This window comes from Thiomicrorhabdus aquaedulcis, from assembly GCF_004001325.1.
GTDB classification, from domain to species: domain Bacteria; phylum Pseudomonadota; class Gammaproteobacteria; order Thiomicrospirales; family Thiomicrospiraceae; genus Thiomicrorhabdus; species Thiomicrorhabdus aquaedulcis.
In genome coordinates, this window is record NZ_AP018722.1 from 766,689 (window position 1) to 792,257 (window position 25,569).

Consider the following 25,569-nt stretch of genomic DNA (forward strand, 5'->3'; position numbering starts at 1 on the left):
AAAGGTCATTCGTTAATGTCTTGGGTCACATTTTTAAACAGTTGATACACATTAATACGTGCCTTAAGTTTGCTGGCCAACAAATAAAGGCCACCGAGTTTGCGATGAAAAAACAGCGCATCGGCCGGCGGGGTATGCCAATAATCTTGTTCTAGGCTTAAGGCCATGCCTTTGGTTTTAATGCGACTGGCTAAGTCGGATTGGGCAAAGTCGTATTCGCCATCATACTGTAACGGCTCACAGGCCTGGTAAAACAACTCGAGTACGGCGGTTTTTTGTTGGGGTAAGATATGCTCGCTAAAAAAGCCAATTTGTTGGGCGGCGGCCAAAATATCATCAAGCTGATGATTTTGTGCTCCGCGCATTAATTTTAAATACCCATTGGCGATTAAATCGCTGTAATGACGGGTTGCCCCAAAGTCCAGCAGGACAATGCGTTGGGTGGCTGGGTTAAATTGATAATTGGCAAAGTTAGGATCGGTTTGCACCAGTTTAAAGACAAACATCTCTTTAAAGAGCAGTTCAAACAATGTGCTCATAATAAAATCACGTTCGGCTTGTGGGGCATTTTCGCGTGATTCAATGGCGACACCCTCAACAAAATCCATGGCTAAAATGCAGTCACAGCTTAAGTCGGCATGCACTTTGGGCAGGGTAAAGCGCGCATCGTTGTTTAAATGTGTTCTGTAAAGATTTAAACAGTCGGCTTCGTAATGGTAGTCGGCTTCGGCGTGCAGTTGGCGTTTGGCTTCTTCTAAAATGGGTTGCAGGTTGACTTCTTTAGGAATCAAGCGCGACAGCCGTAATAAACTGGCTAAATTATCAATGTCGCTGTCAATGCTGGTTTTAATACCCGGGTATTGAATTTTTAACGCCAAATGACGCCCATCAAGAGTGTGCGCTTGGTGCACTTGGCCGATGGACGCGGCGGCCACAGGGTAAAACGAAAATTGGGTAAATTGTGCTTGCCAATCGACTCCCCAGGCCTGGTCTAATTGCCCCATTAATTGGTTCAACGGCATAGACTTGGCTTCAGAGCGCAGTTTGGACAAAATAAGGGCAAGTTCTTCAGGAATGAGATCGCCCGCGTCCATAGACAACAGTTGCCCAACTTTCATGGCGGCACCGCGCAATTGGGCTAGATGGTCGGCCAAGCGATGAGCATTTTGCGGGGTGAGCAACAATTCTTTAGAACTTGGACGCTGCCCTTGCAACCACTGTTTACTGCCTTGTGCCAACATGCTGGCGGCAACACCACCCACCAATTGTCCCATTTTAGATAGGCGACCTAAACGGCTTTTGGGAATGTTGGCACTTTGAATCGGTGGTTTGTTCATGAAGATTCCAAATAAAAAAGCCAAGAGATTGTACAATGAATGCAGTTTAATTATACGTTATGCACAGTTATTGTATAGTATTTTGAGTCATCCGACATTTTAAGACGTTTTAAGGAGTTTCATTGTGACCACTGACCGTCCAGCCATTAATATGGATTTTACCCAACGTGTCTGGGTAGACACGCACGCGATGGAGTGGCAAGGCAGTCGCGCCGATGGAGTGTTGCGTAAACCTCTAGAGCGTGAGTTTACCGAGCACGGTCGCACCACCAGTATTGTGCAGTTTATGCCAGGGGCGGCGTTTCCTAAGCATACGCATCCGTTGGGCGAAGAAATTTTGGTGCTCGATGGCGTGTTTTCGGACGAACGCGGCGATTATCCCGCCGGAACCTACCTTCGCAATCCACCCAATTCTAGCCATGCGCCGTTTTCAAAAGAGGGTTGCGTCTTGTTTGTAAAGTTAGACCAGTTTGACCCATTAGACTTGGATACGGTGGTGTTGCCAACGCACCAAATGCCCATGCAACCAGGCCTGGGTGGTTTAAAGGTGTTGCCATTGCATCACTATGGCACAGAAAGTTGTGCGTTGGTGTTTTGGCCAAAAGGTGAGCGCTTTCAAGCCCACAAACATTGGGGTGGCGAAGAGATATTGGTGCTAAGTGGCACGTTTAAAGACGAGCACGGAGCCTATCCAACCGGCAGTTGGCTGCGCAGCCCACATTTGAGCGAGCATTTTCCGTATGCCGACGAAGAAACGCTTATTTATGTGAAAACGGGTCATTTGTAATGCGTGTTTTTAATGCGCTACTTTGACCAGGCCTGGTTGTTTTAAGTTAGTACGATCGACGGGGGTGATAGTTTAAAACAGACACCGGCACCGTTTTTTTCACGGTAAAGCCATCTATTTCTTTACGCTCAATAAGATGCCCTAACAAGCTTTCGATGGCACATAAGTTTTTAAAGTCGTCTTTAGACACAAATGAGATGGCTTCTCCTGACGCACCGGCACGTCCTGTGCGGCCAATTCTATGTATATAATCTTCGCTTGGAAACGGCAAATCGTAATTGACCACACGAGCAAGTTGCTGAATGTCAATGCCGCGCGCCGCAATGCCTGTGGCCACTAAAAAGCGCAATGTACCGGCTTTAAAGTCGGCCAATATTTGCTCTCTTATAGCTTGGCTGCGCCCACTGTGAATGCAGTCGGCTGCAATGCCGCGTTTTTCAAGCTGAGCGACTAATTTGGCGGCCGAGTGTTTTTTCTCAACAAAAATCAACGCCTGATTCCACTGATTTTGCACAATAAGATGACTTAATAAGGCTGATTTATTGTCTTTGTCGACCGTGATTAACCATTGCTTTATTTTAGGAGCCGTTTTTTTGTGTGCGGTTATTGAGATTTCTGCGGCATCATCGTATACGGTATCGGCCAAATAGCGCACTTCGTCGGTCAGCGTGGCGGAAAACAGTAGACTTTGGCGAGCCCCAGGCAGGCGGTCGATTATTTTGTTAATGTCGTCAATAAAGCCCATGTCGAGCATTCGGTCGGCTTCGTCTAACACCAAGGTTTCTAAATCGTCAAAATACAACGCGCGTTGATAGGCCAAATCCAGCAGACGGCCAGGGGTCGCTACTAAAATATCAATGCCGTCGAGCAAACGCTTTTTTTGCGGTTCTAAGTCTGTACCGCCGTAAACTGCCAGCGAGCTTATGGGCAGATACTTAGCGCACTGAGTAATGTTGGCCGCAATTTGCACCGCCAGTTCACGGGTAGGGGTAAGGATTAGGGTGCGAATGGACTTACTGCGCAATTGGCTTGATGGGTTTTGTGCGTCAAGTTGGGTTGCGTGAATTTTTTCTAAAATAGGCAATACAAAACTGGCGGTTTTACCTGTACCAGTTTGCGCGGCAGCCATGAGATCTTTGCCCGATAAAATAATAGGAATGGCTTGTTTTTGAATGTCGGTAGGCGTTTTGTAACCAATGTCTGACAGTGCTTGCAATATGGGTTGGCTTAATCCGAGTTTTGAAAATGGCATAAAACACCTTTAAAAGTAATAAGCGCACCAGTAGAGCGCAAAATGGCATTATAGAGACTTAATGCAAAATAAAGCGTAAAAACGCACAACGAGGTGCTCGAGTGTTGTAAACAAAGAGCCTTTTTTTTGAGACGCAGAACTTGGCGATTAGCCAACCATTCACTTGTGCAAACAATCTTTTAAGATGCTTTTTAGCTTAAAGAGTTTATTATTTTTATGGTTATTAATGGTTGTTTAATGTTTATGCCTCACAAAAAAGCCCAATTTGTTTTGGGCTTTTTTGTAGGTCACTTTAAATTGCAAAGGTCTCTAAATTAAGGCAAAACAAAGCCGATGGTTTCATGAACTTGCTTTAAGGTTTTTTGCGCTTGGATGCGTGCGGTGGCGGCACCTTGTTTTAATACGTCGCGCAAAAAGGTTTCGTCTTGGCGAATTTGGTAAAAACGCGTTTGCATGGGTTCTAGATAATTTACCACCAGTTCGCCCAGTTCGGCTTTTAAGTGGCCGTACATTTTGCCTTCAAACTGTTTAACCACCGCATCAATCGGCTGGCCGCTAATGACCGAATAAATGGTTAACAAGTTGGCCAGGCCTGGTTTGTTTTCTAAATCGTATTCGATTTGCGTGCCAGAGTCGGTTTGGGCTTTTTTAAATTTGGTCAGAATGGTTTTTGGGTCGTCCAACAGGCCAATAAAGTTGTTTTTATTGCTGTCCGATTTGGACATTTTGCTAAGTGGGTCTTGCAGGCTCATAATGCGACCGCCCGATGTGGTGGGGGCAATAAACGGTTCGGGAATTTTGAAGACTTCTTTGCCAAAGCGGTTGTTGTAGCGATGCGCTAAATCGCGGGTGAGTTCTAAATGTTGTTTTTGGTCGGCTCCTACGGGCACCATTTGAGTTTGATACAACAAAATGTCGGCGGCCATAAGCACGGGGTAGTCAAACAGACCCACGTTGATGTTTTGTTCGCGTTGTTCGTGCTTTTGCGATTTGTCTTTAAATTGCGTCATGCGGCTAAGTTCGCCCATGTAGGTTGAGCAATTTAAAATCCAGGCCAGTTCAGAGTGCTCGGGAACGTGCGATTGAATAAATACCGTGCTTTTGGCCGGATCAATGCCGGCGGCTAAGTACAAAGCGACAAAGTCTAGGCTGCGTTTTAGCAGGTCTGCGGGTTTTTGTTCGACCGTGATGGCGTGCATGTTAACCAGTGAAAACAAGCAGTTGTAGTCGTCTTGCATGGTAACCCAGTTTTTGATTGAACCGATGTAGTTGCCAATCATTAAATCGCCAGAGGGCTGAATGCCACTAAAAAGCGTGGGTTTGTTGGCGTTGGAAGTGGTGTGAGGGTGCATAGTAGGTTCTTTGTTGGTTCTTTGTGAGTTAATAATGAATGGGCCGTATTTTCGCATTTTTGCTTTTGAATAACCAGTTTGGCCTGCGCCTGCTTAGTTAAAATACGCCGGGAATTAGCCGTTTGGTCTTTTGTTGATACAACGCGTAAAACGGTAGTTGTTCTTTCAGTAGGCGTTCTTCGTAGCTGAGTTTAATCACCAACGCTAAAGTAAGTGTGGCATAGATTGCATAAGTAATGAGTGAGTTGTGCTCAATCACCATGACGCTAAAAAACAGCAAAATAGAGGCGTACATAGGATGGCGTATTTTGCTGTAAGGCCCGGTTGTGACCAATTCAATGTCGGGCATGGGGTCGGGCACAATATTAAAGTGGCCTAAATGCATGGTTTTTATGGCCCACAACCCTAACACAATCGCGCTGAACTGAGCAATCAACGCTATTACGCTAAATTGCCAAGGTAAATTCAACAGTAATAGAGCAATTAAAGTAAATTGCGCGGCCACTAAGCCAAAAGACAGGCTAGGGTGTTTAAGGGTTTGGTTAGATGGCATGGGAGACTCTTTTGAGTACGTGAATGAAATTTAATTGTACTCGAGTGGTGAATGTTGAGGGATTAATGTGCTTTAAAAACACCTTAAAAACACCTTAAAAGCGCCCTAAAAGGCAATGCCCGTGCAAATAGCTGTTTAGATTGTTGGTATACTGAGTCAAAGACTTTAAAAAACTCGTAAAAGCGGCTAGAATGCAACTCTATTTTTGGCAAACCAATGGCATTCTATGCAACGAATTATTCGTAAAATCACCGCTTTTTTCTCTAGAACACCCAAGTCCGAGATGTCGATTGAGCGCGCTCAATCCTTGCCCAAGGTGATTGAACGTAATCAGCATCACATCTCACGCGATGACGTAGATAAGTCGGCATTAGATGTTTTATACGGCTTAAAACGCGCTGGTTTTGAAGGGTATTTGGTCGGTGGTTGTGTGCGCGATTTATTGTTAGGCTTGGAGCCTAAAGATTTTGATGTGGTGACCAACGCCGAACCCGATCAAGTTAAAAACGTCTTTAAGCAACGTTGCCAACTGATTGGCCGTCGTTTTAGACTGGCGCATGTGCGCTTTGGTCGCTTAGTGGTTGAAGTGGCTACGTTTCGCGGCCCAGGAGAGGGCGAAGGCGCACAGCGTAAAGACCGTTTTGGACGCAATGGCAAGTTGTCAGGCCCAGCCAGACAGGTCGATGGAGCGGGTAGGCTAGTGCGTGATAACGTCTATGGCACCATTGAAGAAGACGTGTGGCGCCGTGACTTTACCGTTAACGCGCTGTATTACAATATAAAAGATTTTTCTATTGTGGATTACACGGGCGGCTTAGAGGACATTCAAAAAGCCCAATTGCGTTTGATTGGTGATCCTGAAACGCGTTACCGCGAAGACCCAGTGCGCATGATTCGTGCAGTGCGTTTTGCCGCTAAGCTTGGGTTTAACATCGAGACTAAAACCGAAGCGCCTATTAAATCAATGGCCATATTACTGCGTGATGTGTCTAATGCCCGTTTGTTTGAAGAGGTGTTAAAACTGTTTCACGGCGGTTCGGCGGTGCAGGTGTTTGAAAAGCTGCGCCATTACGATTTGTTTAAACACTTGTTTCCGCTTACCGACCAAGTATTGGCCGAAGAGCACAATAATTTTCCTAGAATGTTGGTGATTGAGGCACTTAAAAGCACCGACAGTCGCATTCAAAATGGTAAGTCGGTTAATCCATCGTTTTTGTTTGCAGCTTTATTGTGGGAGCCGATGCTTAAGCGCCAAAAAATTCATTTAGCCGATGGGTTGGTTCCGCAAGAAGCCTTTTTTGCAGCGTGCAATGATGTGATTGATCAGCAAATTCGTAATACCGCTATTCCAAAGCGTTTAACAGCGCAAATACGTGAAATTTGGAGCTTGCAGCCAGCCTTGCCAAAACGTCATGGAGACCGGGCGCAAAAGCTAATGGAGCACCCTCGCTTTAGAGCGGCTTATGACTTTATTGGCATTAGAGCCGCCGCGGGTGAAACTGATTTAATCCCTATTTTTGACTGGTGGACAGAATACCAGACCAAAGACCCTGTTGAGCAAGTTGCGTTTGCCAATGCGGTAGAAAAACCACAGTTTATTAAGAAAGTTCGACGCAATCGCAACTTTTACCGCAAGCGCAGTCAAAATAGCCGCAGTGGCAACGGCGAATCCAGTTAACGTTTATGGCACAGGTTTATATTGGGTTGGGCAGTAATTTAGCCAATCCGTCTTTACAGTTGCGCTCGGCCTTAAAGGCTATGGCCAACTTACCCAATACTTGTCTGCTTAGCACGTCTTCATTTTACGGCTCTGCCCCTCAGGGCCCACAAGATCAACCCGATTTTATTAACGCAGTGTGCTTGCTGGACACGCCACTGTTGCCTAACGAATTGCTTAAGGCGCTTCAAGCTATTGAGCAGACCCAAGGACGCACCAAAAAGCGCCATTGGGGCGAGCGTTTAATTGATTTGGATATTTTGTTGTACGACGACCAAGTTATTAATGCCATTGATTTAACTGTACCGCACCCACAATTGTTATTACGTGATTTTGTTTTGCAACCGTTGGCTGAAATTGCACCAGGCCTGGTCATTACTCAATATCAATTACGGCCATTTGAGCCACCTCATGCGCAACTTATGCAAACGGTTGAAGCGTGGTTGGAGCAGCTTGGGTGCGCGTATTTAAAGTAAAAAGGGTGCTGTACGCATCAAAGTCAGTTAAATATTAGCCAAACTATTTTTTGAGCCACGGTCTTAAAGAGACCTTTGCACGAGTCAAGGCACGGTAAAAAATGGCTAAAATTTACCTGATTTTTGTTGAAAACCTTGCGAATAGCCAGCTATTCACTGCAGATTTCGCCGCAATCAGGTAAATTTTATCTCATTTTTATCTCGCACCTCATTCGTGCAAAGGTCTCTTAAAGGATGTTCTATGCGCAAAACCTTATCGTTCTTAAAAAAATGCACCAAAGTGGTGAAAAAATAGCGTGCCTAACCGCCTATGATGCGCCCACCGCTTTTTGGGCAGCGCACGCGGGTGTAGACGTGTTATTGGTGGGCGACTCGCTGGGTATGGTGGTACAGGGTCACGCTACCACCTTGCCGGTGTCGCTGGATGAAATGGTTTATCACACTCAAATGGTGCAACGTGGCAATGACCAGGCCTGGTGTATTGCTGACATGCCTTTTATGAGTGACGCTTCGTTAGAAAGTGCATTGCAATGCGCCGCCCGTTTAATGAAAGAGGGTGGGGCAAACATGGTTAAACTCGAAGGGGGTGACCGAGTGTTGGGCATCGTGCAACGCTTGGCTGAGCTGGGTGTGCCAGTCTGCGGTCATTTGGGTTTGTTGCCACAATCGGTAGAAAAGCACGGTTATAAGGTGCTAGGCAAGGACGACGATTCGGCCAATAAACTTTTAAAAAGTGCGCAAGCCTTGCAAGATGCCGGTGCAGACATGTTGGTGCTAGAATGCGTGCCCAGTGCATTGGCACAACAAATTACAAACGCCTTGGTTATTCCAGTTATTGGCATTGGCTCGGGTGCGGCCACCAGTGGTCAAGTGTTAGTGCTACACGATGTTTTGGGGATTACGTTAGGAAAATCCCCTAAGTTTGCCCATAATTTTTTGCAAGAACACAACTCTATTCAAGCGGCATTGGCGGGTTACGTTACGGCTGTTAAAACCCATGCTTTTCCCCAGGCCTGTCATGCAGTGGGGTAAATTAAAGCGTGATGAACATCGCAACATCTCGTTATGTAACAGGAAAACTAACTATGCAGGTTGTTGAACAGCTTAGTGATTTAAAAACAGTGCTTCAAGGTTGGCGGCAAGCGGGTTTAACGGTAGGGTTTGTGCCCACTATGGGCAATTTGCACGCAGGGCATTTAAGCTTGGTGAGCTTGGCGCAAAGACACTGCGATAAAGTGGTGGTAAGTATCTTTGTTAATCCGTTGCAGTTTGGACCAAATGAAGATTTTGCAGCCTACCCAAGAACTGGGCTTTTGGATCAAGCAGCATTGCGCTCATTAAACACAGACGTACTGTTTTACCCAGCTGTAACGCAAATGTATCCCAATGGCTTAACCCAAACACTGGTTAAGGTGCCGCCACCGTTAACGACCGTGTTAGAAGGCTCAAGTCGTCCTGGGCATTTTGATGGGGTCACTACGGTGGTTACCAAGCTATTTAACATGGTGCAACCTGATGTGGCGGTGTTTGGGCAAAAAGATTTTCAACAGCTTCGAGTGATTGAAACGATGGTGGCTGACATGGCATTGCCCATTAAAATTATTAGTGGGGCAATTGCACGGGATGAAGACGGTTTAGCGTTAAGTTCACGTAATCAATATTTAAACGCCAAGCAACGCGTCATCGCGCCCAAGTTAAACACTGTGCTGCAAGATGTTCAAATGGCGTTGCACGCAGGCAATACAAACTACACGGCATTATGCGCTGCCGCCAGCGCACAATTGTTGGCATTGGGGTTTGATGCGGTTGACTACTTAACAGTATGTAATGCACAGACCTTACAATCGCTAAAAAACGATGCAACCGAGCAGGAAGTGGAGCGGGTTATATTAGTCGTTGCCAGGTTAGGCAAAACCCGTTTGTTAGACAATATTGTGGTGTAAGTGCACAAATATCAATGTTTTAAAATTTACACAGCAAAAAGCCCCAAAGGGGCTTTTTTTTAAATGTACCCATACATCAACACGTTTGGGTTACACCGTTTTAGTGTGCTCTTGCATTTGTACCGCAACAAAGTGACTGGTGTGAGTGATTTTATTTTGCGCATCAAAATACACCATGTTCGGCTTAAACGCGTTGGCGTGGTTTTCATCCATGCTGGCGTAAGTGGCAATAATTAACAAATCTTTTGGCTTCGCTTTGTGAGCGGCTGCGCCATTGACCGAAATAATACCACTGTGATCTTCTGCGCGTATTGCGTAGGTTGTAAAACGTTCACCATTATTAACGTTGTAAATTTGAATTTGTTCATATTCACGAATGCCAGCCGTGTCTAATAAATGCCCATCAATGGCGCAAGAGCCTTCGTAATCAAGCTCGGAGTGCGTGGTGGTTACACGGTGTAGTTTTGCTTTTAAGAGCGTAATTTGCATAAATGTCTCGTTCATTCGTTTGCATTGATTGGTATGGAAATAGCCACCACACCACTGCATAATCGCGGTTTAAAAGGCATTAAAATGTCTTAAGCACGCGTTTTAAACCACAAAGTTTTAAAATAGCGGTCTATTATACTGTTATTTTTTAAAAACTCTAAATTGCCAAACCTTGTAATACTCAAAAGGTTGAGCACCCCAGGGAATTCTTTCACATTCAATAACCTAATTAACCCGTATTACGCATGCCTGCGGCAATGGCGTTTATGCTGTTAAGTAAGGGTGGAAGCCATACTTCGCGTTCTTCGGGGGTAGAATTTTGAGCTTTATAACGGCGCAATAATGCAATTTGGATGTTGTTTAACGGTACTAAATACGGGTTGCGACGCTTAAGCGAAAGGGCAATGCCCGGGGTTTCGGCCATTAGATATTTGTTACCACTGATGCTTAAAATGTGTTTAACCGCACGGGCATGCTCAGATGCAATCATGTGATAAATCTTTTGAGCGTCCGATTGATCTTGCCCAAGCTTACTATACTCTTCGCCAATGGATAAATCGGTTTTAAACAGCGCCATTTGAATGTTGCTAAGTAAGGATCTAAAAAATGGCCAGTTTTGGTACATGTCTTTTAACTGTTCTTCGCCGTGTTGAGCAATCCAATTGTCTAAAGCATAACCGGTACCTTGCCAAGCCGGAAAAGTCATGCGGGCTTGTGCCCAGCCAAATACCCAAGGAATCGCTCTAATCGATGATTTGGATAAATTGCCGGTTTTACGGTGCGAAGGACGCGAACCAATGTTAAGTAAACCAATTTCGGTTACGGGCGTGGATTCGTAGAAAAATTTAAAAAATCCTTCAGTGTGATCGGTAAGCTCTCTAAAATTATGTTCGCCTTCCTTAGCAAGGTTTTGCATGATTTCTAGGTGTGCGGGATTGTCGGCATTGGTGCTCTTAACCAGGCCTGTACTGGCTTTCATTAAGCCCGTTACGCCAAGCGATATTTCATACATAGCGGTTTCAGAGTTGCTGTATTTGTACGACAATACTTCGCCTTGCTCGGTAAACTTAATAGAGCCACGCACCGTGCCTGTGGGTTGCGACAAAATAGCAAAATGGGTAGGGCCGCCGCCGCGACCCACTGTACCACCGCGACCGTGAAACAGGCGACAATCAACTAGATGCGCGTCGGCCAGTTTCATTATTTGTTGTTGGGCTTGGTACAAGCTCCAAGCCGATGATAAATTGCCGCCATCTTTAGCCGAGTCTGAATACCCAAGCATGATTTCTTGCTGATTGCCCGACGCTTGCAGTAACGCTTTGTAGGTGGAGTTTTCAAATAAAGCCGCAGTGACGGGCACAATTTTTTCAAGATCTTCAATGGTTTCAAACAGCGGTGCAATTTGAATATCGCAATAAGGTTTGCCCGCGTTGTAACCGGCCAGGCCTGCTTGATGCGCTAAGAACAATACTTCCATCACATGACTGGCTTTGTGGGTCATGGATATAACGTAATTGTTAAAGGCGTTTACGCTAATCTCTTTACGCATTTCACGAATGACATTGAAGACTTCTAATACTTCAATGGTCATCTCACTCAGGGTTAAATGTTGAGTATCAATAATGGTGGCCGAGGCGACGTGGCTGGCTAATAGATTGAGTTTTTCTGATTCACTTAAACTGTTGTAATGAATGCCTAAATGCCCTAGTAGGTCGGCAACGGCATCGCTGTGCACATTGGATTCTTGACGAATGTCCAAGCGCATTAGGTAAAAACCAAAGGTTTTGACCAAGCGAATTAAATCTTGAATGTCGGCATTGGCCACATTGGCATCACCGTGACCAATTAACGAGTTTTGTATGAGCTCAAGATCTTCTAAAAAGCTTTGTTCTGAATCATAAGCAAACGGACTTTTTAAGCAGCGTTCGTCGTTTAAACGGGCTTCAATGTATTTTAAATTTTGCTGAAGTTTGCCATGAATAAGGTATAACAAGCGGCGATAGGGCTCGTCTTTAAAGCGTTCTGGACGCTTTTTGAATACTTTTTCAATTAAGTCGGCGTCAACAATGGTGGCGCGATTAATCACTTCTTGTGAAATGCTACACAAATAGCGCGAATGAGTCAGTTTAGAACTTAAATCAAAAACGCGTTTTTGGTATTCGTAAATCACCGCGCGAGATTGGAGCAACAGTGCGTGCACTGTGGTGGTATGGGTTACAAATGGATTGCCATCACGGTCGCCACCAATCCACGAACCAAAGGTTAAAAATTGGGGGTGGTCAGTGCATCGTCTGGATAATGTTTAGCCAGAGCGCGTTCCATATAGCGATAGACTTGTGGCACGGCATCAAACAGCGATTTGCGGAAATAATAAATACCGTTACGAATTTCATCTTCTACGGTGGGTTTTTGACGGCGAATTTCGTCAGTTTGCCACAATACTTGAATTTGAGTTTCAAGTTGTTCGTATACCGAGTCTTTGGCGTAATCGTTATGGTAACTGTCTGCTTCGTTAAGAGTGCTTAAATCTAAGAAAATACGCCTTAGATTGTCCATGACAGATCGGCGTTTAGACTCGGTTGGGTGGGCTGTAAATACCGGAATGTAATGTAACTTGTTAATAAGGTTTTGAACCTGCTCTCCATTCATTCCTTGTTCTTTAAACTCACCAATCGTGTTTAAGACCGAACCTGCCCATAGAGGGCCATCAGAGCGCAATTGACTTTGGCGCTCATGGTATTGATGTTCTTCTTCAGCCAGGTTTACTAGGCTAAAGTAGAGGTTAAAGGCGCGAATAATTTGCGTGAGTTCGTCGGCACTTTTAGATTCGATAAACTGAGTTAACGATTGGCGCAGAACCGCATCTTCTTCTTTTTGCAACGTAAGGTAGCCTGTACGCAACTGCTCGACTGCATCGTAAATATCTTTACCCACTTGCGATTCAATAACGTTGCCAAGTACACGACCTAATAACTTAACGCGGGCTCTTAATTGTTTATCGCGATTCTCTGCAACCATAGTAACTCTCAGTTTCTTAAACAAAATTTGGCGCAAATTATAACAGAAAATCTTGATGCGTTAAGTTGGATAATTAATGAGGGGGTAAACGAGCGAAGCAAAAAGCAAAAAAGCCCTTTAAAAAAGGGCTGTTTAAATTGCTTTGCTAGCTCTGTCTAGTCTAAGAAGATTTGCAGAGTTACTTGTCGCTGGCTTGGTATTGCGCAACGCCATTTAAAATTTCTTGACGAGCGGCTTCAACATCACCCCAACCATCAACTTTAACCCATTTTCCTGGCTCTAAATCTTTGTAGTGGCTAAAGAAATGCTCAATTTGCTGTTTAAGCAGCGGCATGTCTTCAACTTTTTCAATTTTTGAATAGATGGGAGAGAGTTTGTCTACCGGCACGGCGATGACTTTAGCGTCTTCGCCACCGTCGTCGGTCATTTTAAAGACGCCAATGGGGCGACAACGAATGACCGAGCCAATCATTAATGGGTGCGGTGTAACCACTAATACGTCTACTGGATCACCATCGTTTGACAAGGTGTTGTTAATATAGCCGTAGTTGGCGGGGTATTGCATGGTGGCACCTTGTAAGCGATCAACCCAAACCAAGTCGGTTTCTTTGTCGACTTCGTATTTGATAGGGGGCGCAAACGCCGGAATTTCGATGATAACGTTAACGTCGTTTGGTACGTCTTTGCCCGCAGGGACAGCTGAATAACCCATGATGGTTTCCTTTTAAACTTGTATATTTTTTGTAAATTAAAACTTGAAAGACTTGAAAGACTTGAAAGACTTGTAAGGCTTATAAACCAAAACACCCTCTATGAGGGTGTTTTGAGTCTGTGTAAGCAAGTTTTAACCAATTTTATTTGTGGTAAGCCACAACTTTAGCCACTTCGTTTTTAGATCCTAATACCACTGGTACGCGGTCGTGAATGCCTTTAGGCTCAACGTCCATAATGTCCATACGACCGGTTGAAGAAGCACCACCGGCTTGCTCAATCAACATAGACATTGGGTTACCTTCGTACATTAGACGTAGTTTACCGGCTTTTGAAGGGTCACGACTGTCGTAAGGGTACATGAAAATACCACCACGCATTAAAATACGGTGAACTTCGGCCACCATTGAGGCTACCCAGCGCATGTTGTAACGTTTGCCTAACGGGCCTTCTTCGCCTTTTAAGCAGTCGTCAATGTACTGCTTCATTTCAGGTTCCCAAAAACGTTGGTTTGACATGTTAATGGCAAATTCAGCGGTGTCTTCAGGGATTTGAATGTTTGACTTGGTTAATACAAACTCGCCAACGTTGCGGTCTAGTGTAAAGATGTTTACACCGTTGCCGGTGGTCATAACCAATAGAGCAGATGGGCCGTAAAGAACATAACCGGCAGCAACTTGCTTACGGCCATTTTGTAAGAAAATTTCTTGCTGATCGCCTGTGCGGTCATCGGCTGGGGCTTCTAAAATTGAGAAGATAGTACCAACAGAAAGGTTAACATCAATGTTTGAAGAGCCGTCAAGTGGGTCAAAGGTAACAAGGTATTTGCCCGTTGAGTGGCCAGCGATAGTGAAGTCTTCTTCTTCTGAACCAACGCCTTTTACATAGGGGTTGGCAACCAAAATGTCTTTTAATAAGTCGTTAGAGATAACATCAAGCATTTTTTGAGTTTCGCCTTGAACGTTTTCGTCTTCGGTAGCACCCAAAATTCCAGCTAATTCACCTTGGCCTAGTTTGTAGGCGATGTCTTTACAGGCCACCATAACGTGATTAATAACCAGTTCTAGTTCTGCAGAAATGTTGTCATTGGCTAATACTTGGTCGAGTCTTTTCATTGAGGGCCTCTTTTTTTAATGAAAGTAAAAATTTGCGCAATATTAACATGGCATTTGGCTTTTTATCAATTTTTATCATCACCAGGCCTGGTTGATTGTGTTGGATTGCGCTTAGGTAAGTGATTGTTAGGTGTGAATAATTTAAATAGAAAAGCAGGGTTTGTCTTAAAAATCAGTAAAATACGCAGTTTAAACGTGTGTGCAATAGCAAGTGAGAGTGTTATGAAGTTTATGGTTAAGCTGTTTCCAGAGATTATGATTAAAGGCCAGCCGGTTAAAAGAAGATGATTTTACGGCTCAGTGATAATCTACGTGTGCTGTTGCGGCGCATTGATGCCGATGTAGTGGTTACCCATTTTTGGGACAAAATAGAAGTACACACCGCCGAACCTTTTGTGACTAAAGTGCGTGAGGTTTTAAAACAGACGCCAGGTATTGAGCAGGTTTTAGAGGTGGTGCAATACGATACTGGCGTAGATTTTTTAACCATTGCTCAAAAAGTAGCGGTGCACGCTGTGCCCTTAATTGCAGGTAAAACCTTTGTTGTACGAGTTAAACGTACCGGAAATCATCTTTTTAGCTCATGTGATTTGCAGCGTTTTGTGGGTGAGTACTTGTTAATGGTGGGCACGCCTAAAGCGGTTGATTTGCATTTGCCTGAGGTCAAAGTGCAATTTGAGTTGCATCAAGACGTTATTAATGTCATTACCGATCGTTACCCAGGTTTGGGTGGCTACCCTATGGGTGGGCAGGGTGATGTGCTGTCATTAATGTCGGGTGGTTTTGATTCAACCATTGCCAGTTACATGACCATGAAGCGTGGCATTAAAACTCATTTTGTGTTTTTTAATTTGGGGGGTGCGGCGCACGAGTTAGGTGTAAAACAAGTGGCGCTTTATTTGTGGGGTCAGTTTGGTGCGTCGCATCGGGTGTCGTTTGTAACCGTACCATTTGAAGACGTTGTGGCTGAAATTTTTCGTTCTACCCATGAAAGCTACATGGGTGTAATACTTAAGCGGCTTATGTTAAGTGCATCTGAGCAAATAGCCGATCAGATGGGTATTGAGGCATTGGTCACCGGTGAAAGTGTTGCGCAGGTTAGCAGTCAAACACTAAGAAATTTGGCGGTTATTGATGCGGTGACCACAAAGCTGGTTCTTAGGCCTTTGGCGACCTTTAATAAAGTGGATATTATGGCCATGGCCGATGCCATTGGCACGCGTCAATTTGCTCAAAGCATGCCTGAATATTGTGGCGTTATTTCTAAAACCCAGTCATTAATGCCTCGTTTGAGCGCGTAGCGCGCGAGGTGCAGAAGTTTGATTTTAAGGTTTTGCAAGCGGCAATAGACGCCGCAGTGAGTGTGCCGGTGGATAAAATTATTGAGGACGTACAACGCTCGGAGTTTACTAAGGTGATTCATGCTATCGACGACACGATTGACAGTGAGCAAAATCCAGTAGTGGTCATTGATATTCGTCGACCCAATGAAGTTACTGCCGAGCCTTTAGCTTTACGCCATGTGTTAACGATTCCTTTTTACGAGCTTAAAACGGCCTTTAAAACCCTTAATCCCAGTGTGCGCTACGCTTTGTATTGCGACAAAGGCGTAATGAGTCAGTTGCACGCTCAGTATTTAATCGAGTTAGGTTTTGATAATGTTTTGGTTTACAGACCTTTGGTTTGATTTAAATAGTCGTCTATTTGTATGTTTTTAACCCGCTGTTTGTTGTCAAACAGGGTTTGTGCCGTTTTTAAGGCTATTTTGGTTTTTTGTATTTGGGTGACGTAATTAACCGTGCTGATGCCAATAGAGCTTCGTGCTAAAACCTCAACGTTATAAAACCATTTGTAGCGGTTATAGCCTTGTTGTTCGGCTTCTCTTTGCAGCATTTGAATTCTGGCAGGGCCTGCATTGTAGGCGGCTAAAGTAAAATTTATTCTATCTTCTGTTGAATAGTTGGGGTCAGAAAAAAACGTATCGCGCAAATAGGCTAAATATTTTGTTCCAGCGTGAATGTTTCCCTCTAGTGTACTAATGTCATCTATGTTAACCGCCCAAGACTGAGCGGTTGTAGGCAGTATTTGCATAATGCCTAAGGCTCCATTAGGGCTTTTGGCACTGTTGTCAAAGCGTGATTCAAAATAAGCCAAACCGGCCAAAAGCAACCAATCAAAATCATAAAAATCACCGTATCTTTGCAAATAATGTTGCAGGCAATTAATCTCAGTTAATGGGCTTAAGTTGATGGGTTTATTTATCCAAAGGGGTTTTCAAAATATCGATTATACAACGTGTTGTGCAGTGGTTGACCAGGCCTGGCGTACTGGGTAATAAAGTCATTAAGCGACGCTTGTAGCTCGGGAAGTTTAGGGTTAATTGCCCAGGCTAGCTTGCCGCCATGGTGAAAAATAAACTCGCTTTCAACCCGAATGTTTGGCAATGTTTGTTGGTAAATTTGAGCGATGTGACTGTCGGCCACCGTCAAGTCAAATAAACCGGTGCCTAGCATTTCTAATAAATCTTCAGTTTCTAAAAAAGGGTCGGCTTGAATAATTTCCATTGGTTCAAGTCCTAATTGTCCAAGTCCTTGATTAAATTTTTCAAGATGAATAATGTGGTTGCTGTTAGAAACCACCACCACTTGGCGACCAGACAGGTCTTCAAGTCGTTTTAATTGCGGTTGGTTTTGGTGTGCAACTAATACTTTGTTAATGTTTTCAATATACGGTTCAGTGTAAGTAATAAGCGTTTGAATTTCGGGGGTGACAGTAAGACCCGCAGCGATGACATCACCACGACCTGCTTTAAGTTCGGTAATAAGGACTTCAAAAGGATGAGCTAAAAACACTACGTGAGTTTGATAACGCTGTTTTTTTGGGCCTCGGTTTAGATAATGTTCGTACGCTTTAATAAGGTCATGTTCAAACCCTAGTTGACCTTCACCTTTGGCAGCACCAAAAAATTGGTGCGATTATGGCTTACTAAAACGCGTAATACTCTGCGTTGTCTAATGTCTTTTAAGTCACCAAAAAATGGTTCATTAATGCGTGTGGTAATTGACGATTTAGGCACAAATGGTTGGGTGTTAAGGGGTAGTATTGAAGATGTGTAGACTTGTTCATTGGCAAAAGCCAGTGGCGCAAGCCAGCCTGGGTAGGTGCCCCAAAAAAGAGTTAAGCCAAATAGATGCACTATAAAGAGCTTAAATGACGAGTGGATTGTGCGATTGACAAAGTTATAACCTTGCAATTTACGGACAGTCATTTTAATTTAATGCCTTGTTTTGTAAAGATTTATTTTAAGTTATTAAGAAGGCATTGCATCGAATAGGTTAAACAAACGTCAAGTCAAAAAAACCTTTTAAAGTAATTTGTAGGTTTGAGCAAAAAGTGCCGTAAAAAACCTCGAAACCATAATGCTTGCAAGCTTTTTAACCCCTGCAAGGCCGCATTGAGTTAAGAATTTATTTGCAGATAAGATTTATTACGCACTGTTTTATTGTGTAATCAAGGTCTCTAGTACTTGTTTTAAGGATTTCAGAGGTCTTTTAATCTTCTCAATCGAGTACATTTAAAATGAATGCAATAAACTGGGCTAACTATTTGTTATAATAAGCGCAATTTTTCAATCAAACAGTCTCTGTTGTGCGTTTTAATGAAAGCGCAGACAATAAACAGACTTGTTTTTAACTTAGATGGTATCGAGTGAGCAATCAGAATACTCCGGATCTATTAGATCCACACGCAACCCGTGAAGCGGCAAAATACGACAATCCTATCCCCAGTCGCGAATTTATTTTAGACGCCTTAGAAACAGCTCAAAAGCCTTTGCGTCTGTTTGAACTTGCCGAAATCTTAGATATTACCGAAGACGATGAAGAGCGCTATGAGGCCTTGTCGCGTCGTTTAAAAGCCATGAGTCGTGATGGACAACTTATTCGCAATCGCCGTGGTGCATTTGGCTTGTTGCAAAAAATGGATTTGGTTAAAGGACGCGTCTTAGGCCACCCAGATGGTTTTGGGTTTTTGGTGCCAGAAGAAGGCGGTAAAGATTTATTTTTATCTGAAAAAGAAATGCAAAAAGTTTTGCATGGCGACATTGTTATTGCTTCGATTGTGGGTGAAGATCGTCGTGGCCGTCAAGAAGGTACAATTGTTGAGGTTGTTGAATATTGCACCACTCAAGTGCTGGGTCGTTTAAATTTAGAAGATAACATGGCTTGGGTGCGTCCTAATAATAATCGCATAACCCAAGACGTTTTTATTCCTCAAGACGGCTTGATGGGAGCTAAAGAAGAGCAAATTGTATTGGTTGAAATTATTCATCAACCATCAAAGCGTTCCGGACCTGTCGGTAAAATTGTTGACATCGTGGGCGATTATATGGCGCCGGGTATGGAAATCGATTCGGCTATTCACGCTTACGGGTTGCCTAATACCTGGTCGGATGAATTGCTTGCCGAACTAGCGCAAATTCCAGATGAAGTCACTGAAGCTGACCTAGAGGATCGTAAAGATTTACGGTCATTAAATTTAGTGACCATTGATGGTTCGGATACAAAAGATTTTGACGATGCCGTGTTTGCTAAGCGTCGTAAAAATGGTTGGCGCTTAGTGGTGGCCATCGCTGACGTAGCCCATTATGTGAAGCCAGGCACCGAAATCGACAAAGAGGCTTATAAACGCGGCAATTCTGTGTACTTTCCTCAGCGCGTGGTTCCCATGTTGCCGGCTAAGTTATCCGATGGTTTGTGTTCGTTAAACCCACATGTTGACCGTCTGTGTATGGTGGCTGACTTGTCTATTAACGAAGACGGTAGCTTAGAGCGCAGTCAATATTATCGCGCTATTATGAATTCAAAAGCGCGCTTAACTTATGATCAGGTGAACAGCATTTTAACCGATGCAACAAGCGGCTATCGTGAGCAGTTTGCTGAGCAAGTTGAAGACGTTGAAGAGTTGTATGCATTGTATAAAGTGTTGCAAAAAGCACGTGAAGAGCGTGGCGCGCTTGAATTTGATACTACGGAAACCCGTATTATTTTTGATGACGCACGCAAGATTGAGGCTATCGTGCCAGTGGTGCGTAATGACGCGCATAAGTTAATTGAAGAATGCATGCTGATGGCAAACGTAGCCACCGCTCGTTATTTAAAGTGGCACAAAATGCCCATGGTGTATCGCGTACATGAGTCGCCCACTTTAGAGCGTTTAAAAACTTAAGAACCTTTTTGGCTGATTTTAGCCTAACCTTAGAAGGGGGCGATGAACCTACAGCGCACGATTATGCAGCGGTTATGGCCAAGATTCAGGGCGAAACCTATCAGCATTTAGTGCAAACAGTTTTGCTTAGAAGTATGAATCAAGCCGTGTATCAGCCCGAAAATAAAGGTCATTTTGGTTTGAATTATGAGCATTATACGCATTTTACATCGCCCATAAGACGTTACCCTGACTTGCTAATTCATCGTGCCATTGCTCATGTTTGGACCAAAAAAGGTCCTGAGCTGTTTGATTACACCGAAACTCAAATGCAAGCTCTTGGTCAACATTGTTCAGATACCGAGCGCCGTGCCGATGAAGCTACCCGTGATGCTGTTACGTTCTTAAAATGTGAGTTTTTATCGCATCGTTTAGGGCAAGAGTTTGAAGCCGTTGTAACGGCCGCAACCAACTTTGGATTGTTTGTTGAAATTGATCCACTTTACGTTGAAGGCTTAGTACATATTACCGAATTGGGTGAAGATTATTTTCATTACGATAACGCTCGTCATTGTTTAAAAGGTGAACGCACTGGTAAAGTCTATCGCTTAGGCGATCGTGTAAGGGTTCAAGTGGCGCAAGTTAATTTGGATGACCGTAAGGTCGACCTAAGGTTTGTTGCAACGGAATCATCATTAACGCCATCAAACGAAACCGATGAACTTAATGATGAGTTAGCTGACGGTGACGAAGCGCCTAAGCGTGCAAAAAAGAAACGTTTTTATCGTAAAAAGAAAACTTCTTCAAAAGCTGGAGCGTAATAGTGGCTCAAGAAATCATTTACGGTTTGCATGCGGTTGAAAAGTTTATTAAACAATCACCTCATCTTGTGTACTTATTGGGGTTTGAAAAGGGGCGATTAAACAATCGTCAACAAGCATTGTTTAATCAAGCCAAAGGTTTGGGTTTGGCGCCGCAGTTGTTAGAACAGTCTGAGTTTGATGCTCTTGATGCCAATCATCAAGGGGTAATGGCTAAGGTTGCCCAGCAAGCGGATTTAACCGAAGCGGATTTAGCCCACATTGTTGAAACCACCCAAAACCCGCTGTTTGTCTTTTTAGACGAAGTGCAAGACCCTCATAATTTAGGCGCTATTTTAAGAACGGCCGATGCTGTGGGGGTTCACGCGGTTATTATTCCTAAGCACAATTCAGTTGGCTTAAATGCAACAGTACGTAAAGTGGCTTCGGGTGCGGCTGAAAATGTTAAATTAATTGTGGTGTCAAATTTAGTGCGCACTATGAAGGAGCTGCAACAAGGCGGTATGTGGATGATTGGGTTGGCGGGTGAAACCGAGCAAACCATTTATGACCATGATTTAACAGGTTCAATCGGCATTGTGATGGGAACCGAAGGCTCTGGTTTACGTCGTTTGATAAAGCACGAGTGTGATCATTTGGCGTCTATACCCATGGTGGGTGTTGTAGAAAGTTTAAACGTGTCTGTGGCCACTGGAGTCGTTTTGTATGAAGCCTTTAGACAACGCCGTGTTGCGCCAACGTTAGCCTGAGTTGAGTGGCGTAAAGACGCTAATTAAGACGTTAATTTAAGACATGTAAACAATGTGTTGTATTAAATGAAGCAAAAAAGCCGACCAGGCCTGGTCGGCTTTTTTGTTTTTAGAGCGCCGATAGGCACAATCTATTACGCTAAAAAAATATCTCCCTTGTCATCAATTTTAATATCAATGACCCGCAACGATTCGTTCCAGCATGGCCCATCAATACACAAACCGTCTTCTATATTAAAAAAGCCTCATGCACTGAGCATTTAAGGGTTTTTTCAAATGGGTTTACGTCAATTTTAAACGCTTCATTAAGCGGCACGTTTTGATGTGGGCAGTTGTTCTCATAAGCTTTTACCGTATCGTCAAACTTAATAAGTACCACAGACGGAGCACCGTCTTTGGCTGGGGTAACTAGGGTTTTGGCGTTGCTCAATTGTTTAATATTTGCCAATGGCGTTGCATGATTGTCCAATAGTAAGTTGTCCAGGCCTGGTTGTCGGCATTTTTTGGCGGCTAACGAATTGGCGTGCGTGACCGCTTGGCTTAAAGACATTTCTTTTACTAAACCATCAATTAACCCTGCGTTAAACGTATCCCCAGCACCTAAAGTATCCACAATCGGCATAACAGGCTCGGCGGGTAAGTGGTGTACCGAGTCGTTTGGAGTACTGTACCAAACGCCTTTTGCTCCCCATGTACACACTAAATTTGCGTGTTTGACTGTTTTTTTAATAGCATTTAGCAATGATTGGCCATCAATAAAGCCTTTGGCTTTAGCGTAATGGTGCGAAAAAATAATTAAATTAACCTGAGGAAATAACGCTTCAATGCCTTCACGAGGTTTTTCAACTTCTAATGAAATGGGTTGATGGCTTAAAAATGTTTTAGCGATATTGAGCATGCCACTTAAGTTGTCAAGGTTACGACCTTCAAAATGCAGCCAGTCATATTCTTCAATCTCAATTTTGGCAAAATGCTCAAAGCTCAGCTCGGGTAAGTCGCGAAAATGCACAATGGTTCGATGGCCATTCTGGGCATTTAGGGTAATAAATGAGGTAGGTGTACGACCTTTAATAAAGGTTTGTATGTGCTGAGTATCAATTTTACGTGCGCGTAAGTTGCTTAACAACTGTTTAGCTTCGCCATCGGCCGCCAGCGTGGCGCATAGTGCAGTTTGATGGCCTAATTGAGTTAGTACATGCAAGCTGTTACTGGCATTACCACCGCTGGTGGTTTGTTTTTGTGTGGCGCGAATCTCTTCATCTTCGAGGGGATGGTGAGGAACGGTTAAGACAATGTCGAGTACCACGTTGCCGATGCCTAAAATTTTTGCCATGAAGGGTTTCCTAAACGTTGTATGTAATAAAGCAGTTTAAAATGTCGAGTAGTAAAAATCTCTGAGTGCGGCTGTACGCAATTAGAGTTGCCGAATCGAATTTTAGCATATTTACAGTAATCATCACGGTTGACAAAAGACGATTGTCAATAAATATAAAAGGTGAATAATTTTTAAAATAACTTGACAAGGCCTGTGCTAGAGTTAATTTTTATATTTATATTCTGTTGTCATTAAGTACTGTAACATATTGTTTCTATTATGTTATATGTCTATTTTATAAAGCAATAACTTGGATTATGGTTCACGTTTGTTTATCCACAAAAGCTGTGGATAACTTTGTGAGTAATCTTTATAAAGCACGCTTAAGTGCTTTAAAATAGGATATAAATATTAAACTGATTAAATTTTAATCAATCGTTTAAATTGCACCCAAAGTCGGTAATGCCATTTCATGTCTATTTTTAAATATTGTCAAAATAAAGCTCTCACAAAGGCTTAATTAACTCAAAAAATCGCTCGAACGGGTGATATACAGAAAACCACTTCACTTTTACCATAAGGGCGTAAACACAATAAAGGTACGGCCGCTAAAACTTATCTTGTATCAAGAAAAATCATAAGGTTGCAAAAAGGGGGTTACAATTTGTAAATAGAAAACTCTTAACCAGCGTGCCGTTTTGGGTGGGTAAAATTAAAAAGTCTTTGGTCATGTTTACCAGTATCTAATAAAAATTTTTCTGTCTTGATGCTATTTTTATGGATGTAAAACGCGAGCAAAGGTTTTGTTAAAGAATAGGTGATGCTATGAATGAAATAAAATCGGCTTTTAATGTTGGCTGTTTAAACTGTGGATTGCAAAAAATCTGTTTTCCAACAGGCCTGCAGAAAAGTGAAATTGACCGTTTAGATGAGATTGTGGAGCGAAAAAGTCCTTTAAAAAAAGGCCAACATCTTTTTTCAACAGGCGACGTATTTAGTTCTTTATTTGCCATTCGAGCAGGGGTTGTAAAAGTGTACTCTTACTCTGATGTGGGAGAGGAAGTTATACACGGATTTTATTTACCCGGCGATGTGATTGGCGTAGAGGCTGTTGCCACTAAAACGCATCATTTAAATGCCATTGCCTTAGACGCTACTAGTGTATGTGCACTGCCTTTTGATGAGTTGAGTGAGTTGTCATTGCAGATTCCACATTTAAATCAGCAAATGTTTACTATTATGAGTAAAGAGGTAAACGAAGGGCGTATTCATGCCGAAATGTTAACCAAACGTAATGCGGATCAGCGTGTGGCGCAATTTATTTGGGATATGGCCGAGCGTTATCGTAATCGTGGTTATTTTCATAAAGAATTTAGGTTAGGCATATTACACCGTGATGTGGCTGTGTATTTGGGCTTAACTCCAGAAACGGTGTCACGTATTTTAGCCAAGTTGCATCAAGATCAAATAGCCACGTGGAAAAAGAAAGAGGTGGTTATTCATAACGAATCCAAGTTACGGGCGTTAGCGGGTTTATTACACTGTGATTTAAATTATTACTCGCCAAAGCTACTGGCTGTTTGATGGTGGAAAAAAATGCTTTTATTGAGACCTTTGCACGAGTGGGGTGCGAAAAAAAATGAGTAAAAATTTACCTGATTGAGGCGGGAAACGTAGTGAATGGCTGGCTATTCACAAGTTTACCAACTAAAAGCAGGAAAATTTTAACCATTTTTGGCCGTACATCCATTCGTGCAAAGGTCTCTATTAGCGGCTGTTACTAGAAAATAAGTACGTTTAAAGCACTTGCTTTCAAGAGTCGCAGAGCACCCATTAAAGAATTTTTACCGTAATTTGAAATATTTATGATGCATTTTTGCACCTGTTGTAAAATAAACACCAATTTATGCCTGTTTAGTTAATAAAGTACGCAAATATTTTTGCGTTCGGGTAGAATCCGCTCTTAGGTGAAAGCTTGGTTAACAAGTTTTTTAGGGGACTTCTAAACCATCAAAACACCAAAATTTTTTTGTTTAATTACAGCATCTTATAATGATGTTGAATTTTAATTTTAGGAAGTAATCAATATGTCAGTCACAAATATTAAGCAATTATTTTTAGTTGGTTTTTTAGGTTTAGCGTTAGTAGGTTGTAGTTCTACTCCTAAAACAGAAGAAGCGGCTCCTGTCGCTACTGTAGATACAACTGATGCAGACGCAGCGCGTCTAGCGGCAGAAAAAGCAGCAGCAGATTTAGCGGCTAAAAAAGCAAATCTAATGGCAATCATTGCGGGCAAAGTAGTTCGTTTTGAATTTGATAAATCAGATGTTCAGCCAGAGTTTTTCAGCATTGTTAAAGCAAACGCTGATTACTTAGCACTTGACCCTTCAGTTGCTGTTACCATTAACGGCCACTGTGATGAGCGTGGAACACGTGAGTACAACCTTGCTTTAGGTGAGCGTCGTGCTGCTGCGGTTAAAACTGCATTAATGTCTGAAGGCGTAAGCGCTGACAGAATCAACGTAGTCAGCATGGGCGAAGACAGTCCTGTTGCTGAAGGTCATAACGAAGCGGCTTGGTCTGAAAACCGTCGCGCTGAGTTTGCATATTAATTGAATTAATAGCTTAATCTCGTTATATTTAAAAGCCTTTCTGCCCGCGGGTAGAAAGGCTTTTTTTTTACCTAATTTTTATCTATTTTCTACGCCATTTTCTATTATATTTTTTCA

Annotated in this window: 22 protein-coding genes and 1 pseudogene; 12 read left to right on the top strand and 11 right to left on the bottom strand. The window is 43.1% G+C overall.

What is annotated here, in order from left to right; translation table 11 throughout:
* Positions 1-5: 5 nt before the first annotated feature.
* Complete coding sequence (locus EP181_RS03390) at positions 6-1,337, bottom strand: ABC1 kinase family protein (protein WP_127470408.1); 1,332 nt, start codon at positions 1,335-1,337, stop codon at positions 6-8.
* 151 nt (positions 1,338-1,488) lie between these two features.
* On the opposite strand from EP181_RS03390, the gene EP181_RS03395 reads away from it, so the two are divergent.
* Entirely contained in the window at positions 1,489-2,124 is a 636-nt protein-coding gene (locus EP181_RS03395; protein WP_127471754.1) for a cupin domain-containing protein, read from the top strand.
* A 46-nt stretch (positions 2,125-2,170) separates the two neighbouring features.
* On the opposite strand, the gene EP181_RS03400 is transcribed toward EP181_RS03395, so the two are convergent.
* The 3 genes from EP181_RS03400 to EP181_RS03410 form a co-directional block, all read right to left on the bottom strand.
* Complete coding sequence (locus EP181_RS03400) at positions 2,171-3,376, bottom strand: DEAD/DEAH box helicase (protein ID WP_127470409.1); 1,206 nt, start codon at positions 3,374-3,376, stop codon at positions 2,171-2,173.
* 314 nt (positions 3,377-3,690) lie between these two features.
* Positions 3,691-4,728: a tryptophan--tRNA ligase gene (gene trpS, locus EP181_RS03405; RefSeq protein WP_127470410.1), complete on the bottom strand. Its 1,038-nt coding sequence runs from the start codon at positions 4,726-4,728 to the stop codon at positions 3,691-3,693.
* A 97-nt stretch (positions 4,729-4,825) separates the two neighbouring features.
* Complete coding sequence (locus tag EP181_RS03410; protein ID WP_127470411.1) at positions 4,826-5,281, bottom strand: methyltransferase family protein; 456 nt, start codon at positions 5,279-5,281, stop codon at positions 4,826-4,828.
* Between the two features lie 226 nt (positions 5,282-5,507).
* Here EP181_RS03410 and pcnB point away from each other — a divergent pair, with 226 nt between their 5' ends.
* From pcnB to panC, 4 genes are all read left to right on the top strand, one after another.
* Positions 5,508-6,959, top strand: coding sequence for a polynucleotide adenylyltransferase PcnB (gene pcnB / locus EP181_RS03415; protein ID WP_127470412.1), 1,452 nt, complete (start codon positions 5,508-5,510; stop codon positions 6,957-6,959).
* Between the two features lie 5 nt (positions 6,960-6,964).
* Complete coding sequence (gene folK / locus EP181_RS03420; RefSeq protein ID WP_127470413.1) at positions 6,965-7,474, top strand: 2-amino-4-hydroxy-6-hydroxymethyldihydropteridine diphosphokinase; 510 nt, start codon at positions 6,965-6,967, stop codon at positions 7,472-7,474.
* A 270-nt stretch (positions 7,475-7,744) separates the two neighbouring features.
* Positions 7,745-8,506 carry a 3-methyl-2-oxobutanoate hydroxymethyltransferase gene (gene panB / locus EP181_RS03425; protein WP_232023496.1) on the top strand — a complete coding sequence of 254 codons (762 nt, stop codon included), beginning with the start codon at positions 7,745-7,747 and terminating at the stop codon, positions 8,504-8,506.
* Between the two features lie 53 nt (positions 8,507-8,559).
* Positions 8,560-9,417 (top strand): pantoate--beta-alanine ligase, encoded by an 858-nt coding sequence (gene panC, locus EP181_RS03430; RefSeq protein ID WP_127470415.1) that lies wholly within the window; start codon positions 8,560-8,562, stop codon positions 9,415-9,417.
* A 90-nt stretch (positions 9,418-9,507) separates the two neighbouring features.
* On the opposite strand, the gene panD is transcribed toward panC, so the two are convergent.
* From panD to EP181_RS03450, 4 genes and pseudogenes are all read right to left on the bottom strand, one after another.
* On the bottom strand, positions 9,508-9,906 hold the full coding sequence (gene panD, locus EP181_RS03435) for an aspartate 1-decarboxylase (protein ID WP_127470416.1): 399 nt from the start codon (positions 9,904-9,906) through the stop codon (positions 9,508-9,510).
* A 229-nt stretch (positions 9,907-10,135) separates the two neighbouring features.
* Positions 10,136-12,924 (bottom strand): annotated as a pseudogene (gene ppc / locus EP181_RS03440) (phosphoenolpyruvate carboxylase).
* Positions 12,925-13,102: 178 nt separating this feature from the next.
* Entirely contained in the window at positions 13,103-13,636 is a 534-nt protein-coding gene (gene ppa / locus EP181_RS03445) for an inorganic diphosphatase (protein WP_127470417.1), read from the bottom strand.
* 142 nt (positions 13,637-13,778) lie between these two features.
* Positions 13,779-14,750, bottom strand: a complete 972-nt coding sequence (locus EP181_RS03450) for a class 1 fructose-bisphosphatase (RefSeq protein WP_127470418.1) — start codon at positions 14,748-14,750, stop codon at positions 13,779-13,781.
* Positions 14,751-15,034: 284 nt separating this feature from the next.
* On the opposite strand from EP181_RS03450, the gene thiI (EP181_RS03455) reads away from it, so the two are divergent.
* Both thiI (EP181_RS03455) and thiI (EP181_RS12215) read left to right on the top strand, forming a co-directional pair.
* Complete coding sequence (gene thiI / locus EP181_RS03455) at positions 15,035-16,051, top strand: tRNA uracil 4-sulfurtransferase ThiI (protein WP_232023497.1); 1,017 nt, start codon at positions 15,035-15,037, stop codon at positions 16,049-16,051.
* An 8-nt stretch (positions 16,052-16,059) separates the two neighbouring features.
* Positions 16,060-16,437 carry a thiazole biosynthesis protein gene (gene thiI, locus EP181_RS12215; RefSeq protein WP_232023498.1) on the top strand — a complete coding sequence of 126 codons (378 nt, stop codon included), beginning with the start codon at positions 16,060-16,062 and terminating at the stop codon, positions 16,435-16,437.
* Here thiI (EP181_RS12215) and EP181_RS12220 read toward each other — a convergent pair.
* Together EP181_RS12220 and EP181_RS12225 are read right to left on the bottom strand one after the other, a co-directional pair.
* Positions 16,419-16,955, bottom strand: a complete 537-nt coding sequence (locus tag EP181_RS12220; protein WP_232023499.1) for a transglycosylase SLT domain-containing protein — start codon at positions 16,953-16,955, stop codon at positions 16,419-16,421. The two genes, thiI (EP181_RS12215) and EP181_RS12220, sit on opposite strands and share 19 nt — an antisense overlap.
* Positions 16,956-17,008: 53 nt before the next feature.
* The gene (locus EP181_RS12225) at positions 17,009-17,665 is read right to left on the bottom strand and encodes a transporter substrate-binding domain-containing protein (protein ID WP_232023558.1); all 657 of its coding nucleotides are present in this window, start codon (positions 17,663-17,665) and stop codon (positions 17,009-17,011) included.
* A 793-nt stretch (positions 17,666-18,458) separates the two neighbouring features.
* On the opposite strand from EP181_RS12225, the gene EP181_RS03465 reads away from it, so the two are divergent.
* The 3 genes from EP181_RS03465 to rlmB are packed head-to-tail and all read left to right on the top strand — an operon-like array spanning position 18,459 to position 21,525.
* Positions 18,459-19,976, top strand: a complete 1,518-nt coding sequence (locus EP181_RS03465) for a ribonuclease R family protein (protein ID WP_338064740.1) — start codon at positions 18,459-18,461, stop codon at positions 19,974-19,976.
* A gap of 8 nt (positions 19,977-19,984) precedes the next feature.
* A complete protein-coding gene (locus EP181_RS12785; RefSeq protein WP_338064741.1) occupies positions 19,985-20,776 on the top strand; it encodes an RNB domain-containing ribonuclease in 792 nt (263 codons plus the stop codon).
* A gap of 2 nt (positions 20,777-20,778) precedes the next feature.
* Complete coding sequence (gene rlmB, locus EP181_RS03470) at positions 20,779-21,525, top strand: 23S rRNA (guanosine(2251)-2'-O)-methyltransferase RlmB (protein WP_127470419.1); 747 nt, start codon at positions 20,779-20,781, stop codon at positions 21,523-21,525.
* Between the two features lie 229 nt (positions 21,526-21,754).
* Here the strand turns inward: rlmB and EP181_RS03475 are convergent, their stop codons facing one another.
* Positions 21,755-22,858 (bottom strand): PfkB family carbohydrate kinase, encoded by a 1,104-nt coding sequence (locus EP181_RS03475; RefSeq protein WP_232023500.1) that lies wholly within the window; start codon positions 22,856-22,858, stop codon positions 21,755-21,757.
* A gap of 807 nt (positions 22,859-23,665) precedes the next feature.
* Between EP181_RS03475 and fnr the strand changes: the two genes are divergently transcribed.
* Both fnr and pal read left to right on the top strand, forming a co-directional pair.
* Positions 23,666-24,424, top strand: coding sequence for a fumarate/nitrate reduction transcriptional regulator Fnr (fnr, locus tag EP181_RS03480; protein ID WP_127470420.1), 759 nt, complete (start codon positions 23,666-23,668; stop codon positions 24,422-24,424).
* Positions 24,425-24,927: 503 nt separating this feature from the next.
* Positions 24,928-25,452, top strand: coding sequence for a peptidoglycan-associated lipoprotein Pal (gene pal / locus EP181_RS03485; protein ID WP_127470421.1), 525 nt, complete (start codon positions 24,928-24,930; stop codon positions 25,450-25,452).
* Positions 25,453-25,569: the final 117 nt, after the last annotated feature.

Excerpts from the sequence above, each read along its gene's own strand:
- EP181_RS03390 (WP_127470408.1), bottom strand. The coding sequence starts at position 1,337 with ATGAACAAACCACCGATTCAAAGTGCCAACATTCCCAAAAGCCGTTTA.
- EP181_RS03395 (WP_127471754.1), top strand. The coding sequence starts at position 1,489 with ATGGATTTTACCCAACGTGTCTGGGTAGACACGCACGCGATGGAGTGG.
- EP181_RS03400 (WP_127470409.1), bottom strand. The coding sequence starts at position 3,376 with ATGCCATTTTCAAAACTCGGATTAAGCCAACCCATATTGCAAGCACTG.
- trpS (WP_127470410.1), bottom strand. The coding sequence starts at position 4,728 with ATGCACCCTCACACCACTTCCAACGCCAACAAACCCACGCTTTTTAGT.
- EP181_RS03410 (WP_127470411.1), bottom strand. The coding sequence starts at position 5,281 with ATGCCATCTAACCAAACCCTTAAACACCCTAGCCTGTCTTTTGGCTTA.
- pcnB (WP_127470412.1), top strand. The coding sequence starts at position 5,508 with ATGCAACGAATTATTCGTAAAATCACCGCTTTTTTCTCTAGAACACCC.
- folK (WP_127470413.1), top strand. The coding sequence starts at position 6,965 with ATGGCACAGGTTTATATTGGGTTGGGCAGTAATTTAGCCAATCCGTCT.
- panB (WP_232023496.1), top strand. The coding sequence starts at position 7,745 with ATGCACCAAAGTGGTGAAAAAATAGCGTGCCTAACCGCCTATGATGCG.
- panC (WP_127470415.1), top strand. The coding sequence starts at position 8,560 with ATGCAGGTTGTTGAACAGCTTAGTGATTTAAAAACAGTGCTTCAAGGT.
- panD (WP_127470416.1), bottom strand. The coding sequence starts at position 9,906 with ATGCAAATTACGCTCTTAAAAGCAAAACTACACCGTGTAACCACCACG.
- ppa (WP_127470417.1), bottom strand. The coding sequence starts at position 13,636 with ATGGGTTATTCAGCTGTCCCTGCGGGCAAAGACGTACCAAACGACGTT.
- EP181_RS03450 (WP_127470418.1), bottom strand. The coding sequence starts at position 14,750 with ATGAAAAGACTCGACCAAGTATTAGCCAATGACAACATTTCTGCAGAA.
- thiI (WP_232023497.1), top strand. The coding sequence starts at position 15,035 with ATGATTTTACGGCTCAGTGATAATCTACGTGTGCTGTTGCGGCGCATT.
- EP181_RS03475 (WP_232023500.1), bottom strand. The coding sequence starts at position 22,858 with ATGGCAAAAATTTTAGGCATCGGCAACGTGGTACTCGACATTGTCTTA.
- fnr (WP_127470420.1), top strand. The coding sequence starts at position 23,666 with ATGAATGAAATAAAATCGGCTTTTAATGTTGGCTGTTTAAACTGTGGA.
- pal (WP_127470421.1), top strand. The coding sequence starts at position 24,928 with ATGTCAGTCACAAATATTAAGCAATTATTTTTAGTTGGTTTTTTAGGT.